The 12,354-nt window shown below is 61.7% G+C and carries 15 protein-coding genes; 4 read left to right on the forward strand and 11 right to left on the reverse strand.

The features are described 5' to 3' along the window. The first annotated feature begins 20 nt into the window (after positions 1–20). Positions 21–365 carry a YbaB/EbfC family nucleoid-associated protein gene (locus DFK10_RS09845; protein ID WP_109388858.1) on the forward strand — a complete coding sequence of 115 codons (345 nt, stop codon included), beginning with the start codon at positions 21–23 and terminating at the stop codon, positions 363–365. 84 nt (positions 366–449) lie between these two features. Then, positions 450–1,043, forward strand: a complete 594-nt coding sequence (gene recR, locus DFK10_RS09850; RefSeq protein WP_109388859.1) for a recombination mediator RecR — start codon at positions 450–452, stop codon at positions 1,041–1,043. Between the two features lie 388 nt (positions 1,044–1,431). Here recR and DFK10_RS09855 read toward each other — a convergent pair whose 3' ends face one another. The 6 genes from DFK10_RS09855 to DFK10_RS09880 form a co-directional block, all read right to left on the reverse strand. Beyond that, entirely contained in the window at positions 1,432–2,313 is an 882-nt protein-coding gene (locus tag DFK10_RS09855) for an endonuclease/exonuclease/phosphatase family protein (protein WP_328589366.1), read from the reverse strand. 110 nt (positions 2,314–2,423) lie between these two features. After that, positions 2,424–3,461 carry an ABC transporter ATP-binding protein gene (locus DFK10_RS09860; protein ID WP_109388861.1) on the reverse strand — a complete coding sequence of 346 codons (1,038 nt, stop codon included), beginning with the start codon at positions 3,459–3,461 and terminating at the stop codon, positions 2,424–2,426. 44 nt (positions 3,462–3,505) lie between these two features. Continuing rightward, entirely contained in the window at positions 3,506–4,357 is an 852-nt protein-coding gene (locus DFK10_RS09865; RefSeq protein WP_109388862.1) for an ABC transporter permease subunit, read from the reverse strand. Between the two features lie 11 nt (positions 4,358–4,368). Further along, entirely contained in the window at positions 4,369–5,250 is an 882-nt protein-coding gene (locus DFK10_RS09870) for an ABC transporter permease subunit (protein WP_109388863.1), read from the reverse strand. Between the two features lie 70 nt (positions 5,251–5,320). Next, complete coding sequence (locus DFK10_RS09875; protein WP_109388864.1) at positions 5,321–6,622, reverse strand: extracellular solute-binding protein; 1,302 nt, start codon at positions 6,620–6,622, stop codon at positions 5,321–5,323. Between the two features lie 413 nt (positions 6,623–7,035). Next, positions 7,036–7,785: a DUF1013 domain-containing protein gene (locus DFK10_RS09880; RefSeq protein ID WP_109388865.1), complete on the reverse strand. Its 750-nt coding sequence runs from the start codon at positions 7,783–7,785 to the stop codon at positions 7,036–7,038. Positions 7,786–7,915: 130 nt separating this feature from the next. Here DFK10_RS09880 and DFK10_RS09885 point away from each other — a divergent pair, with 130 nt between their 5' ends. Then, on the forward strand, positions 7,916–8,545 hold the full coding sequence (locus tag DFK10_RS09885; protein WP_109388866.1) for a ribonuclease T2 family protein: 630 nt from the start codon (positions 7,916–7,918) through the stop codon (positions 8,543–8,545). A 10-nt stretch (positions 8,546–8,555) separates the two neighbouring features. On the opposite strand, the gene DFK10_RS09890 is transcribed toward DFK10_RS09885, so the two are convergent. From DFK10_RS09890 to DFK10_RS09900, 3 genes are all read right to left on the reverse strand, one after another. Then, complete coding sequence (locus tag DFK10_RS09890) at positions 8,556–8,990, reverse strand: SpoIIAA family protein (RefSeq protein ID WP_109388867.1); 435 nt, start codon at positions 8,988–8,990, stop codon at positions 8,556–8,558. Positions 8,991–9,070: 80 nt separating this feature from the next. Continuing rightward, positions 9,071–10,039, reverse strand: a complete 969-nt coding sequence (locus tag DFK10_RS09895; RefSeq protein ID WP_109388868.1) for an NAD(P)H-quinone oxidoreductase — start codon at positions 10,037–10,039, stop codon at positions 9,071–9,073. A 54-nt stretch (positions 10,040–10,093) separates the two neighbouring features. Next, entirely contained in the window at positions 10,094–10,789 is a 696-nt protein-coding gene (locus tag DFK10_RS09900) for a COQ9 family protein (protein ID WP_109388869.1), read from the reverse strand. A gap of 111 nt (positions 10,790–10,900) precedes the next feature. Between DFK10_RS09900 and rpsU the strand changes: the two genes are divergently transcribed. After that, the gene (gene rpsU, locus DFK10_RS09905) at positions 10,901–11,107 is read left to right on the forward strand and encodes a 30S ribosomal protein S21 (RefSeq protein ID WP_018302784.1); all 207 of its coding nucleotides are present in this window, start codon (positions 10,901–10,903) and stop codon (positions 11,105–11,107) included. A 75-nt stretch (positions 11,108–11,182) separates the two neighbouring features. On the opposite strand, the gene DFK10_RS09910 is transcribed toward rpsU, so the two are convergent. Continuing rightward, positions 11,183–11,782, reverse strand: a complete 600-nt coding sequence (locus tag DFK10_RS09910) for an exopolysaccharide biosynthesis protein (RefSeq protein WP_109388870.1) — start codon at positions 11,780–11,782, stop codon at positions 11,183–11,185. A gap of 1 nt (position 11,783) precedes the next feature. After that, positions 11,784–12,242, reverse strand: coding sequence for an Lrp/AsnC family transcriptional regulator (locus DFK10_RS09915; protein WP_109388871.1), 459 nt, complete (start codon positions 12,240–12,242; stop codon positions 11,784–11,786). Positions 12,243–12,354 lie beyond the last annotated feature (112 nt).

The raw sequence follows: 12,354 nt of genomic DNA on the forward strand, positions 1-12,354 counted from the left end.
ATTCGACAGGAGATACGGGAATGTTCAAGGGACTGGGCCAGATGGGCGACATGGCCAAGATGATGAAATCGGCCCAGGAGCTGCAGCAGAAAATGGAGCAGCTTCAGGAGGACATGCACAACATGATGGTGACGGGCGAGAGCGGCGCCGGCCTCGTCAAGGCCACCGCGACCGCCAAGGGCGAACTCAAGGGCCTGGACATCGACCCCTCGATCTTCAATGGCGATGACAAGGAAGTGGTCGAGGACCTGATCCTTGCCGCGATCAAGGACGCCCAGTCGCGCGCCAGCGATCGCGCCGCCGAAGAGATGCAGAAGATCCAGGAAGAGCTGGGCCTGCCCGCCGGGATGAAGCTGCCGTTCTAGGCCAGTGCACACAGCGACCTGGCCCGGCGGGATCAAGTGGAAGCGCCAAAGGCTTTTCGGCAGCGTTCCCCGCAGGAGATTGTCTTGACCAAAGCCACAAGCGATATCGAGGACCTGATCGACCTGATGGCCCGCCTGCCCGGCCTTGGGCCGCGCTCGGCCCGGCGCGCCGTTCTGCACCTGATCAAGAAGCGCGGTCCGTTGCTCACCCCGCTGGCCGAGGCCATGGCTCGGGTCGGAACGACGGCGCGTGAATGCCTCAATTGCGGCAATGTCGGCACCGCGGATATCTGCGATATCTGCAACAGCGAGAAACGCGCCAACGGCCAGATCTGCGTGGTCGAGGATGTGGCCGACCTCTGGGCGATGGAACGCGCGGCCGTGTTCAAGGGGCGCTATCACGTGCTGGGCGGCACGCTGTCCGCGCTGGACGATATCGGGCCCGAGGACCTGCGTATTCCAAAGCTGAAATCACGCGTCGCCTCCGAAGGTGTAACCGAGGTCATCCTGGCCCTCGGCGCCACCGTCGACGGCCAGACCACGGCCCATTACATCGCCGATGAACTTGCCGGCGTCTCGGTCACGTCCCTGGCTCAGGGCGTCCCCGTGGGCGGAGAGCTGGACTACCTCGACGACGGCACCATCACCGCCGCCCTGAACGCCCGGAAACAATTCTGAACGGCCTCGGATATTCCGTAGGTCGTGTGGTGGGGCGAACCGGGGCATCGAGATGGAAAACTTGGAAGCGGAACCTTTCGGCCCGGAGCGGACACTCGGGCCGGCCCCGCGATGCGGCCGGCGGATTTTACACTCCCGACATTCGCCGCAACTGCGCCACCCTTGATGGCATCGAATTCACACATTGCAGGACATTTCGGACTCTCAATGAAATTGGGGCAAGAAGGCGGCTCTGGCCATAAGCTAGCTTTGCGGCTCATTCGGGGTTTCTTGGGGACCGCAGCCTGCTTCTCCATCAGTCGCTGAGACCATGAAATCCAGACCGGCCCGACCTCATAGTCGAAGTCGCCTGGCAGCCATCCGCGGTTTGAACAGTGCCAATCCCGGGTTACGCCGTAATATTCACGTGAACCGCATCATGGTCTGACAGGGGGTGCCCGGATGTACCAAGCGACGATAAAATGCCCGGGGCTGACGGCGTTGCGCCCCTGACGCAAATCCAGTCCAGTTTCATTTGTCGAGCAGGGTGGTTCGTGATCAGGCTTGGACGGGTGGTGAAGCCATCTACGTTTGCTGACCAGTCATAGCCCCGTGCCTCTGCCCGCGCGAAAAGCGGTTCTTCTTGCCAATCGTAGTGAGGGGGCATGTGGTTGCCGGTATTCAGATCGCCACCAATGACGATCGGAAGATTTGGCGCGAAAGTGTCCACCGCGTCCATCAGCCGGTCGAACTGCCCGGCCCGATGCACGCCGTCCGCGTTGCTTTCCAGATGTGTCGAAACGAAGCAGAGTGGCCCTGTGGCGCCGGGAAGGATTGCGGCAATTGCATTGCGGCCCCCAACGCGCGGCTGGCCGGGATCGGCGCCCGTCTCGGCGGAGAACCAGTGACCATGGTCGTCAAGCCGGATCAGGACTGCATCTTGTATCGGCACCGCCGAAAGCACCGCATTGCCGTGCCAACCGCGCGCGTTGAAGTCGTCCTCGCAAAATGTGCGTTCCGTCTCGCCGCCCAAATCCATCTCGTAGAATTCGACGCCGAAAACATATGACATGCCGAGCGCGGCTGCCATCTCCTCGGTGGTGTGGCGCTGCGCGGTCCGGGCCATTCCATGATCCATTTCCGACAGCAGAACGACATGGGGCGCGACGGGGTGCAGATGCGCGGCGCTTGCGCCGGGGAAAAGGCAGCGTTCGAGGTTCCATGCAACTACGGTCGTCTCGGCGGGCAGAACATCCAGTGTCGTCTGACCGCCCGCCTGAAGGGCGTTCATTGCCGGTAAGGACCGAAGCAGGGTCCGGTGCGCTGCGCTTGTGCGCGGGGCCCTAAGAATTGCGTCCCGCTGAGAGGCGTTGACGAGTGGCAGTTCCCGCAGCAGCCCGGTCATAGCCTTTGACCTGATTTACGGTCGAAAAGACACGCCGCGCCTGGCTTGATTGAAAGCTTGATCGGACCGACCCCTGCGCCGTTCTCGTTATTGACCTGCACAGTGACAGACGTATCGCCCAAGGTGCCGTGCAACAGGCGATGCGCGCCCAGCTCTTCGATGATCTCAACGTTCATCATCAACGTGCCCTCAGGGTCGGGGAGAAAATCCTCTGGTCTGACGCCCGCCCGGACATCGCCGGTATGTGTGGTTTCTCCGATCGTGGCCCCGAACAGACGGACCTGCCCGCCATCCAGCTCGGCCGGCATGAGGTTCATCGGCGGCGCACCCATGAAGGACGCGACGAATTCCGTAGCAGGGCTGTGATAGACTTCGGATGGCGTGCCGATTTGCTCGATGCGGCCTTCATTCATGACGATGATCCTGTCGGCCATGGTCATCGCCTCGACCTGGTCATGGGTCACATAGATCGAGGTCACGCCAAGGCGCCGTTGCAGTGCCTTGATCTCGATCCGCATCTGGTTGCGCAACTTGGCATCCAGGTTCGAAAGCGGTTCGTCGAACAGGAACAGGGCCGGGTCGCGAACGATTGCACGGCCCATGGCCACCCGTTGGCGCTGGCCTCCGGACAATTGGCTGGGCTTGCGATCCAGGTAATCGCGCAGGTTCAGAAGGCTGGCGGCCTCGTCGACCTTGGCCGCGATCTCTTGTTTGGAGGTACCGCGGTTCTTGAGCCCGTAACCTATATTCCTGCGCACGGTCATGTGCGGATAGAGCGCGTAGTTCTGGAACACCATTGCGATGTCCCGGTCTGCCGGGTCCACATCGTTGACGACGCGCCCGGCAATGGACAGCTCGCCCGAGGTGATCTCTTCCAGCCCCGCGACCATACGCAGCAACGTGGATTTGCCGCACCCCGAGGGGCCCACGAGGACGGCGAACTCGCCCGGCTCGATGCCGAAGCTTGTCGGTTTGAGTGCCTCAAACCCGTTGGGGTATGTTTTGCCGATTGTGTCGAAGGTAACCTGTGCCATTTCCTTGCCTTCTTGTGTCCTGCCGCTTCGCGGCCCGAGGACGGTTACTTGTCGGATTCCGTGAGGCCCTTGACGAACCAGCTTTGGAAAAACACCACCACGAGGACCGGGGGAATGACCGCGATCAGTGCCAGAACATTTGAACGACCGAATTCCGGAACGACGGCCCCTTCGAGGACCTGCACGATCTGCTTGATTCCGCGCACAAGCGTGTACATGTCCTCGTCCGTGGTGATCATCGTGGGCCAGAGGTATTGGTTCCAGCCATAGACGAACATGATGATGAACATCGCCGCGATCATCGTGCGGCTGAGCGGCACCAGAATGTCGATGAAGAATTTGACCGGGCCTGCACCGTCGATCCGCGCGGCCTCGACCAGTTCTTCCGGTACGGAGCGGAAGAATTGCCGGAAGAAGAATGTCGCCGTGGCCGAAGCAATAAGCGGGATGATCAAGCCCTGATATGTGTTCAGCATACCCAGCCATTGGACGACCTCATACGAGGGCAGGATGCGCACTTCGAGCGGCAAGAGAAGCGTTGTGAAAATGAGCCAGAAGGCAAAAGTCGCGAACCGCAGGCGGAAATAGACAATCGCGTAGGCGGCCATCATGCCGATCACGATCTTGCCGACGGCAAACCCGATCCCGAGGATGAAGCTGTTCTTCAGCATCGACAGGCCCGTGTTCTCGCCGGAAAAACCTGACGCCTCGAACATGGCCTTGTTGAAGTTGTCGTCAAACTGATCGCCGACGGTCAGGGATGGGCCGGTACGGATGATCTCGGTGTCCGGGATCGTCGTCATCTGCAAAAGCATGAGCAATGGCAGCATCATGAAAAGACTGCCAAGGATCAGGACACCGTGGTCGATCACGGCCGAGAGTTTGACCTTGCGCATGTTGTCCCCCCTCAAGTGTAATGAATGCGCCGCTCGATCAGGCGGAACTGGAAGATGGTGAGAGCCAGGACGAGCACCATCAGGATCACCGATTGCGCCGAAGACCCGCCGAGGTCGTTGCCTCGAAACCCGTCGACATAGACCTTGTAGACCAAGGTCATCGGGTTGTTACCCGGCTCGCCCTTCACGACGGTGTCGACGATGCCGAACGTGTCGAACAGGGAGTAGGTGATGTTGATGATCAACAGAAAGAACCCTGTCGGTGCGAGCAACGGGAAGGTCACATCCCAGAAACGGCTGGTGGCGCTGCGGTTGTCGATCATGGCTGCCTCGCGCACCGAACGGGGGATCGACTGAAGCCCGGACAGGAAGAAGATGAAATTGACAGGCACCTGCTTCCAGACCGAGGCGAGGATCATCGCAAAGGCGGTGTCGTTGAAATTGACGCCGACCATGTAGGTATGGCCGAACAAGCCAAAGAATTCGGTCAACGGCCCCCAGCTCTGGTTGAACATGATCACAGCGATGAAGCCCGCCACCGGCGGCGCGACGGCATAGACCCACATCAAGAGCGTGCGGTAGGTCTTGGCCCCGCGCAGAACCTTGTCAGCCTTCACGGCCAGCACGAGTGCGATCGCCAGCGAAAAAAAGGTTACGAGAATCGAGAAGGTTACCGTGAACCAAGCGATCTTGCGGTACTCGCGGCTTGAGAACAGGTCGGCGTAGTTCTGCAAGCCGACGAAGGTCGAACCGAACCCGAACGGGTCTTGCAGGTAGAAGGACGACTGCAGCGCCACGATGGTCGGCCAGTAGAAAAACACGGCGATGATCACGAGCTGCGGCAAGAGCAGCAGAACAGGCAGCGATAGGGTATCGAATCCGGCGCGCTTCATGAGTGTCCCTTGGCATGGTCGTGAGCGGCCGCAAGGCTGCGGCCGCCCGGAATGTTTGAGAGGTTGGGCGTCAGCCCTGGGTCTGGGCGAAACGGGCCAGCAACTGGTTGGCTTCTTCTTCGATGGTAGCGAAGGCGTCATCGACCGAAGTTTCGCCGGTCAGGATGCGGCCGTATTCGCGGTTCATCACGTCACGGATTTGCACGTAGAAGCCCATGCGGTAGCCGCGAGTGTTGTCACCCGCGTCCAGAGACAGCTGCTGGATGCCGACTTCAGCGGCGGGCTGCTCTTCGTAGTAGCCTTCTGCCTTGGCGGCTGCATAGGCGGCTTCGGTGATCGGAACGTAGCCCGTTTCCTTGTGCCAGAAGACCTGGGTCTCGGTAGAGGCCAGATAATCGAAGAACTTTGCCGTTGCGGCGTTTTCTTCGTCGGACTTGCCAGACATGGCGAAAAGAGCTGCGCCGCCGATGAAGGTCTGCTTGGGCTCCGTTGTCACGGCTTCCCAATAGGGCAGGTAGGTGGCGGAAAAATCGAAGCCCAGGTCTTTCTGAGCCAGGCCGCCGAAAGAGCCGGACGAGCCCAGCCAGATAGCCACCTTACCTTCTTCAAAGGGGGTCTGGTTGTCACCCCAGCCGGTGCCATACCATTCAAAATAGCCGCGCTCCTGCCATTCGGTCACGGCCGTGAAATGCGCCTTGATCGCGTCGTTGTTCACAAGGATCTGCGTATCCAAACCATCATAGCCGTTGTTGTTGGTCGCAAACGGCAGATTGTGACGAGACATAAAGTTCTCGGTGAAGATCCACGGCAGGTGGGACTGCGCAAGCGGGATGTAGCCCGCCTCTGCCAGGGCCGGCGCGGTCGTTTCCTGGAATTCTTCCCAGGTCGCCGGTGGCGTCACACCCGCGGCCTCGAGCGCATCCACATTATAGTACATGATGGGCGAAGAAGAGTTGAACGGCATACCGATCATCTTGCCATCACTGTCGGCATAGAAGTAGCGCACGCCGGAAATATAGTCTTCGATATCGAAGGCAACGCCGTTGTCAGCCAGCAGATCCTGCACCGGGATCGTTGCGCCTTCGGCACCGATCACGGTGGCGGCGCCGGCGTCGAATACCTGAATGATGTTCGGCTGTTCACCAGCGCGGAAAGCCGCGATGCCTGCGGTCAGGGTCTCTTCATACGTGCCTTTGAAGACGGGTGTCAGAACAACATCGTCCTGAGAAGCGTTGAAGTCCTCTGCGATCTGGTTGACGGTCTCGCCAAGGGCGCCGCCCATGGCGTGCCAGAGTTCAATTTCGGTCTGCGCATAGGCCGGCGCGCTCATTGCCAGTGCAGCGGCAACGCCAGCAAGTTTGATACGGGGCATTCCTGTTCCTTCCGTTGATCCGGGATATGCCGATCTCGTGAATCGGCGGGAGCATTGGGTCGACGGGCACCTGGACAAACCCGGCAGCAAGACGAGGAGTGCTTGGCACCACGAAGCGGCACCGCCGACACATGCCGCGTCTGCATCAAGGACCAGTGCAACACATGCCCAACAGAAATCTGAAACTTTGATGAACGATCATCGTTGCGGGCCATGCTGGCAGTTCGGATTCAAGGCCGCTGTCGCATAGTCGTTAGGTTGGGTTTGTACGCTTTGGCTGTTCCAGAGAAGTCCTTTTGCCACCGCAGCGAACGTCTGCTTTTGCGCCCACCTTCCCCTTGCCCCAATCATTCCCCAAAGAAAAACCCCCGGTCCTCGCGGGCCGGGGGCTTGGTTGTCGAATGGGGAAGGGATCAATCTTCGTCGTCTTCGCCGTTGTCTTCGGGCAGGTTGAAGAAGCTGTCCGCGTCGGGCACGTCGTCGCCCTTGTCGTCCGCGCTGTCATCCTCGGACAGCGTGAATGTCTCCAGTCCCTCGATGGCCGTGGGCATCCGAGGCTCGGGGTCGGATGACAGGCTCTGTTCGGTCGAGACCAGCTTGCGACGCTCGTCGTCCGACATGACCTCGCCGTCCTTGGCGCGCTTGGCGTTGGCCTTCTGAACGGCGGCATCCAGCTCGGTCTGCTTGCACAGGCCCAGCGCGACCGGGTCGATCGGCTCCATGTTCGAGATGTTCCAGTGTGTGCGCTCGCGGATCGACTGGATCGTCGGCTTGGTGGTGCCCACCAGCTTGGAGATCTGGCCATCGCTCAGCTCGGGGTGGAACTTGACCAACCAGAGGATCGAATTCGGGCGGTCCTGCCGCTTGGACAGCGGCGTGTAGCGCGGGCCGCGGCGCTTTTCCTCGCCCACGGCGGCGGCGTTGTACTTGAGCTTGAGCTTGTGCAGCGGGTTCTTCTCGGCCGCGTCGATCTCGTCCTGGGTCAGCTGGTTGTTGGCGATCGGATCGAAGCCCTTGACGCCCGCAGCCACGTCGCCATCGGCGATGCCCTGCACTTCCAGCTCGTGCAAGCCGACGAAATCCGCGATCTGCTTGAAGCTGATCGTCGTGTTGTCCACCAGCCAGACGGCGGTGGCCTTGGCCATGATCGGTTTGTCACCCATGTTCTCGGCTCCTTAGCGAATACATCTTTCCCCTGCCCTGGATGGGGCGACCCGGGTTGCGGATCAGGTTCTCGTTGTCGGGGAACTCTCGGGCTATATAGTCGCGCCGACGCTACATGGAAAGCCCGAAATGCGACGCCTGTTCACTGTTTTGCTGCTTCTTGCCACCCCTCTGCGCGCCGAGAACGTGGCCGGCGATTTCGACTATTTCCTCCTGGCGCTCAGCTGGTCGCCCAACTGGTGTGCAATAGAGGGCGATGCGCGCGAGTCGCCGCAATGCGATCCATCGGCTGGGTTCGGCTGGGTGCTGCATGGGCTCTGGCCGCAATACGACCGGGGCTGGCCGGATTATTGCCGCACCGACCACCGCAACCCGACCCGGTCCGACACGGCGGCGCAGGCCGGACTGTTCGGGTCCGCCGGGTCGGCCTGGCATCAATGGAACAAGCATGGCCGTTGTTCGGGGTTGCCTGCCGACGCCTATTACGACCTGTCGGCCGAGGCCTATGGCCGCATCACCCGCCCCGAGGTGTTTCGCAAGCTGGACAACCCGGTGCGGCTGCCCGCTGCCGTGGTCGAAGAGGCGTTCCTGCGGGACAACCCGGCGCTGTCCGCCGATCAGATCACGATAACCTGCCGGTCGGGTCGCATCCAAGAGGCTCGCATCTGCCTGACGCGCGACCTGGAATTCCGCGATTGCGGCGCGGACGTGGTGCGCGATTGCACGCTGGAGGACGCGTTGTTCGACCCGATCCGCTAGACCCCAAGGGTCACGAACGCGGCGTCGAAAGCTTTCCGCTGGCATCCACGTTATAGCCCGTCTCGGGCGGTTCGTTGCTGGCAATCCAAGCCGCGGCGGCGTCCTTCTCGGCCAGCGGGAAGGCCTTGACCGGCGCCTTGACCAGCGGACCGAAGAGGCTGACCGCACCGCGAATCCAGCCGACATCCGTGACCACGGCGATCCGGGCGAAATCATGCAGGTGTTGCAGGCCCAGACGCGCGTCGTCCCAAGCAGCGCCGGCGGTGAAGCCCTCGAAGTCGTCGCCCAGCAGATAGAACAGCTTGGCCTTGCCTTCTTTCGCGACCATCGCCTCCAGCGCGGGCTCAAGCGTCTTGTCGTAGCTGTCACCGTCGATCCGCCCGTGGGCGGCAACGGCCAGCACGTCGTCCGGGTAACCGGACAGAATTTCGAATGATCCGGACATGTGATCCTCCTTCGCTGCATTGTTCAAGCCTAAGGGATCACGTGGGGGGCGCCTTGATCTGTCGCAAGGCCCAAGCCGGATCAGATCCTGAGAACGATCTTGCCAATATGGGCGCTGCTTTCCATGCGGGCATGGGCGGCGGCGGCCTGGTCCAGCGGGAATTCCTGGTCCATGACCGGCGCGATACGGCCGGCCTCCAGCAGGGGCCAGACCTTCTCACGCAGGGCACGGGCGATCTCGGCCTTGGCATGGTCGGATTGCGGGCGCAACGTGCTGCCGGTGATGGTCAGGCGCCGCATCATGAGCTGGGCAAAGTTCAATTCGACCTTTGGCCCCTGCAGAAAGGCGATCTGAACCAGCCGCCCGTCGTCGGCCAAGGCCTTGACGTTGCGCGGCAGGTAATCGCCGCCGACCATGTCAAGGATCAGGTTCGCGCCGCCCTCGGCCTTCAGGACCTCCACGAAATCCTCGCTGCGGTAGTTGATGGCTCGTTCCGCGCCCAGATCGACACAGGCCGCGCATTTTTCGTCCGTTCCGGCCGTGGCAAAGACACGCGCGCCCATCACATGCGCCAACTGAATTGCCGTGGTGCCGATGCCCGAGGACCCGCCATGAACCAGAAACCGCTCACCTGCCTGAAGTCCGCCGCGCTGAAAGACGTTGGACCAGACGGTGAAGAAGGTTTCGGGCAGGCAGGCCGCCTGCTTCAAGGTCATCCCAGCCGGCACGGGCAGGCAGTGTGCGGCGGGCGTCACCACCTCTTCGGCATAGCCGCCACCGGGCAGAAGGCCGCAGACCTTGTCACCGACCTGCCATTCCGCGACCCCCTCGCCCAGAGCGCTGACCTCGCCCGCGGCCTCCAGACCCGGCAGGTCGGAGGCGCCGGGCGGCGGGTTGTAGAGGCCTGCGCGTTGCAGCGCGTCGGGCCGGTTCACCCCGGCATAGGCAACCTTGATCCGCACCTCGCCCGGGCCGGGTCGGGGCAGGTCACGGGTGGCGGGGGTCAGAACCTCGGGTCCGCCGGGTTCATGGATTTCTATAACGCGCATGGGGCCTCCTGTCGGTTGGCCCCAGACTTACCGCAGCCTCGGCGGTGTGCAAGGTCAGGGCCGGGTCCAGCGACCCGGCACATCCTCCGGGCGGGACCGGCCGGGCGCCTTGATCTGACCGGCGAGCTTGCCCAGGGGCACGGTGAACGGCTTCAGCAGCGGGTTGTCATTGACCGCCGACTTGAACTTTTCAAAGCGCATCACGTCTTCGATCCGGCGGTCGATGAAGGCGTCGGTCGCGGAGTGATCCGGCGTTGTATCGCCCAGCCAATAGAGCACGACCGCCCCGTAGACCGCCGACAGGGTCGCTCGTTTCGTGTACCAGTTGGCATCGTCCGACGTATCGCCCAGCGCGGTCCAAATCGCATCCGCCGTGCCCCAGATCAGGGCTGATCCCTCGGGCGCCATATGCGGCAGCGCGAACAGGGTGGTCCCGCGACGGACCGCTTCCTTGTCCCCGGACGCTTGCAGGCGCAGGCGGATCGCATGGCCCACCTTGTCCCGAAATCGCATGTCGGACAGGTCTGCCGTGTCCAGCATCTCGATCATGCGCTGATCGCCTTCGCGGTGGAACAGGATGGCCAGGTCGATGGCACCACGAGGACAATGCAGGCGGGCCTCATCGGGCGCGATCCCCGACTCTTCGCAGGCGGCGCGAAAGGCCTCCTCCGACCAGCCGTCGAAGGCCACATGGGGCCCGATCGCGTCCAGCAGTTTCCGTTGAGTGGCGTCCGGCGCGGGATGGTGCATTGGGACCTCCTGTTGGTTTCGTCCACCCTAGACAAGATAGGGGGCCTTTGCTATACGGCCACCTCCTGCAAATCCTTGCAACACGAACTCTAGAAAGGTGGTGACAACCACATGCAGGTAAGCGTACGCGATAACAACGTCGATCAGGCTCTCCGTGCCCTGAAGAAAAAGCTTCAGCGCGAAGGCGTCTTCCGTGAAATGAAGCTGCGTCAGCACTTCGAGAAGCCGTCCGAGAAGAAAGCACGCGAGAAGGCCGAGGCGATTCGCCGTCAGCGCAAGCTCGCTCGCAAGAAGGCCCAGCGCGAAGGTCTGCTTTAAGCAGCCGCCGGCCTTACGACGAGAAGAATTGACGACCCCCGTGGCCCGGCCCCGGGGGTTTGTCGTTTCTGGGCCTCAGCTTCCGATCGTCGTCAGCACATAAGCCGGGATCAGGGCACCCAACGCCATGAAGCCCGCCCCGAGGAATACGAAAAGGCCGTCTCGCGCGATAAAGGCGACCGAACAACTCAGCACCGCCATGCCGAGGATCGACGACGAGAACGGCACCAGCTCCAGCAGCGGCATGGACCCGCCCGAGACCACGCACATGGCCTGTGGCAGGCGGTTGCCCGGCGGATAGACCAGCACCCGGAAACGATCCCGTGCTATCCGATCAAGCCGGTCGGCCAGCCCGTGCATGCGGCGCAGCGCCGATTGCAGCCGCGCCCGGTGCACCCGGCGCTTGAGCAGCACCCGCGGCAGCCAGACGAAGCGACGGGCAAAGACCATCTGCAACGCGATCAGTGCAATCGAGAGGCCGCAGATCGTCGAAAACAATGGAATGCCCGACAGGGGCGACACAACAAGGATCGCAGGCACCATGAGCGCCGGAACGAAAGACGTCGGACCGAACGCTTCGATCATCATGCCGAGCGTAATCGTGTCCTCGTTGCCAAGGTTTTCCAGGCGCTCGATCGTGTCGCGCACCGGATGGATATGGTCCGCCTCCGACATCTCAGATCGGCAGGGCAGTGGTCTGGCGAACCGTGCGCAGAGCAAACGAGGATTGCATGCCCTGGACCCCGGGCAGGCTGGCCAAGGCCCGGCGATGCAGGCGGGCGAAATCCTCGGCATCCTCTGCCACGACCTTGAGAAGGTAATCCGCCGCCCCCGCCATGAGGTGGCACTCCAGAACCTCGGGCACCCGGGCCACCGCCTTTTCGAAGGCATCGAGAACCTCATCAGCCTGTGCCGATAGGGTGATTTCCACGTAGACGATTGTACGGCGATTGACCTTGCGCGGGTCTACAAGCGCCACATATCCGCTAATATAGCCATCCTTTTCCAGGCGCTGAACGCGGCGGTGACAGGCCGAAGGCGACAGATTGACCGCCTCGGACAATTCAGCATTGGACAACCTCCCGCGCCGTTGTAGCGCGTTGAGCAGGCGTCGATCAGTATCATCCAATTGCATGAGGTATGTTTTCCCGTCGATTCCATAAATTGCGCAAAATTCTCGATACCTTTTTGCCAAAGATCAGAGAATATTCCAAGCAATTGCACAAAAAGAGCGCGATCCTGCGATG

The organism is Salibaculum griseiflavum, from assembly GCF_003129565.1.
GTDB classification, from domain to species: domain Bacteria; phylum Pseudomonadota; class Alphaproteobacteria; order Rhodobacterales; family Rhodobacteraceae; genus Salibaculum; species Salibaculum griseiflavum.

What these genes read in the sequence shown, in the direction of transcription:
- DFK10_RS09865 (WP_109388862.1), bottom strand. Translation starts at nt 4,357, where the DNA reads ATGCGCAAGGTCAAACTCTCGGCCGTGATCGACCACGGTGTCCTGATC.
- DFK10_RS09910 (WP_109388870.1), bottom strand. Translation starts at nt 11,782, where the DNA reads ATGTCGGAGGCGGACCATATCCATCCGGTGCGCGACACGATCGAGCGC.
- rpsU (WP_018302784.1), top strand. Translation starts at nt 10,901, where the DNA reads ATGCAGGTAAGCGTACGCGATAACAACGTCGATCAGGCTCTCCGTGCC.
- DFK10_RS09855 (WP_328589366.1), bottom strand. Translation starts at nt 2,313, where the DNA reads ATGAACGCCCTTCAGGCGGGCGGTCAGACGACACTGGATGTTCTGCCC.
- DFK10_RS09890 (WP_109388867.1), bottom strand. Translation starts at nt 8,990, where the DNA reads ATGTCCGGATCATTCGAAATTCTGTCCGGTTACCCGGACGACGTGCTG.
- DFK10_RS09900 (WP_109388869.1), bottom strand. Translation starts at nt 10,789, where the DNA reads ATGCACCATCCCGCGCCGGACGCCACTCAACGGAAACTGCTGGACGCG.
- DFK10_RS09880 (WP_109388865.1), bottom strand. Translation starts at nt 7,785, where the DNA reads ATGGGTGACAAACCGATCATGGCCAAGGCCACCGCCGTCTGGCTGGTG.
- DFK10_RS09870 (WP_109388863.1), bottom strand. Translation starts at nt 5,250, where the DNA reads ATGAAGCGCGCCGGATTCGATACCCTATCGCTGCCTGTTCTGCTGCTC.
- DFK10_RS09895 (WP_109388868.1), bottom strand. Translation starts at nt 10,039, where the DNA reads ATGCGCGTTATAGAAATCCATGAACCCGGCGGACCCGAGGTTCTGACC.
- DFK10_RS09845 (WP_109388858.1), top strand. Translation starts at nt 21, where the DNA reads ATGTTCAAGGGACTGGGCCAGATGGGCGACATGGCCAAGATGATGAAA.
- DFK10_RS09915 (WP_109388871.1), bottom strand. Translation starts at nt 12,242, where the DNA reads ATGCAATTGGATGATACTGATCGACGCCTGCTCAACGCGCTACAACGG.
- DFK10_RS09885 (WP_109388866.1), top strand. Translation starts at nt 7,916, where the DNA reads ATGCGACGCCTGTTCACTGTTTTGCTGCTTCTTGCCACCCCTCTGCGC.
- DFK10_RS09860 (WP_109388861.1), bottom strand. Translation starts at nt 3,461, where the DNA reads ATGGCACAGGTTACCTTCGACACAATCGGCAAAACATACCCCAACGGG.
- DFK10_RS09875 (WP_109388864.1), bottom strand. Translation starts at nt 6,622, where the DNA reads ATGCCCCGTATCAAACTTGCTGGCGTTGCCGCTGCACTGGCAATGAGC.